Below are 218 nucleotides of genomic sequence, written 5' to 3'. Positions count from 1 at the left end.
TAATCGAGAAGATAAATGCACCGGCCACTTTTGGGAAGGGCGCTTTAAATCCCAAGCATTGCTTGATGAGGGCGCAAAAACTTAATCTGCCACCCATAATAACTTGTACATATTTCCATCAATAAACTAGGCTTAATTTACCTTCATTAAGTCTGGTGATTATTATGCCTAAGCCTCGCTCGCAACAGATCAGTTTGTTAGATACACCGTATTATCAT

1 pseudogene is annotated in these 218 nt (G+C 39.4%); it reads left to right on the top strand.

What is annotated here, in order from left to right:
- Positions 1-76 (top strand): annotated as a pseudogene (locus tag MTCD1_RS22080) (transposase); the annotation flags it as partial.
- Positions 77-218 lie beyond the last annotated feature (142 nt).

It is taken from the genome of Colwellia marinimaniae (assembly GCF_002207865.1).
Lineage (GTDB): Bacteria > Pseudomonadota > Gammaproteobacteria > Enterobacterales > Alteromonadaceae > Colwellia > Colwellia marinimaniae.
The sequence above is the reverse complement of the archived record's forward strand: the minus strand, read 5'-3'. Positions and strand labels throughout refer to the sequence as shown.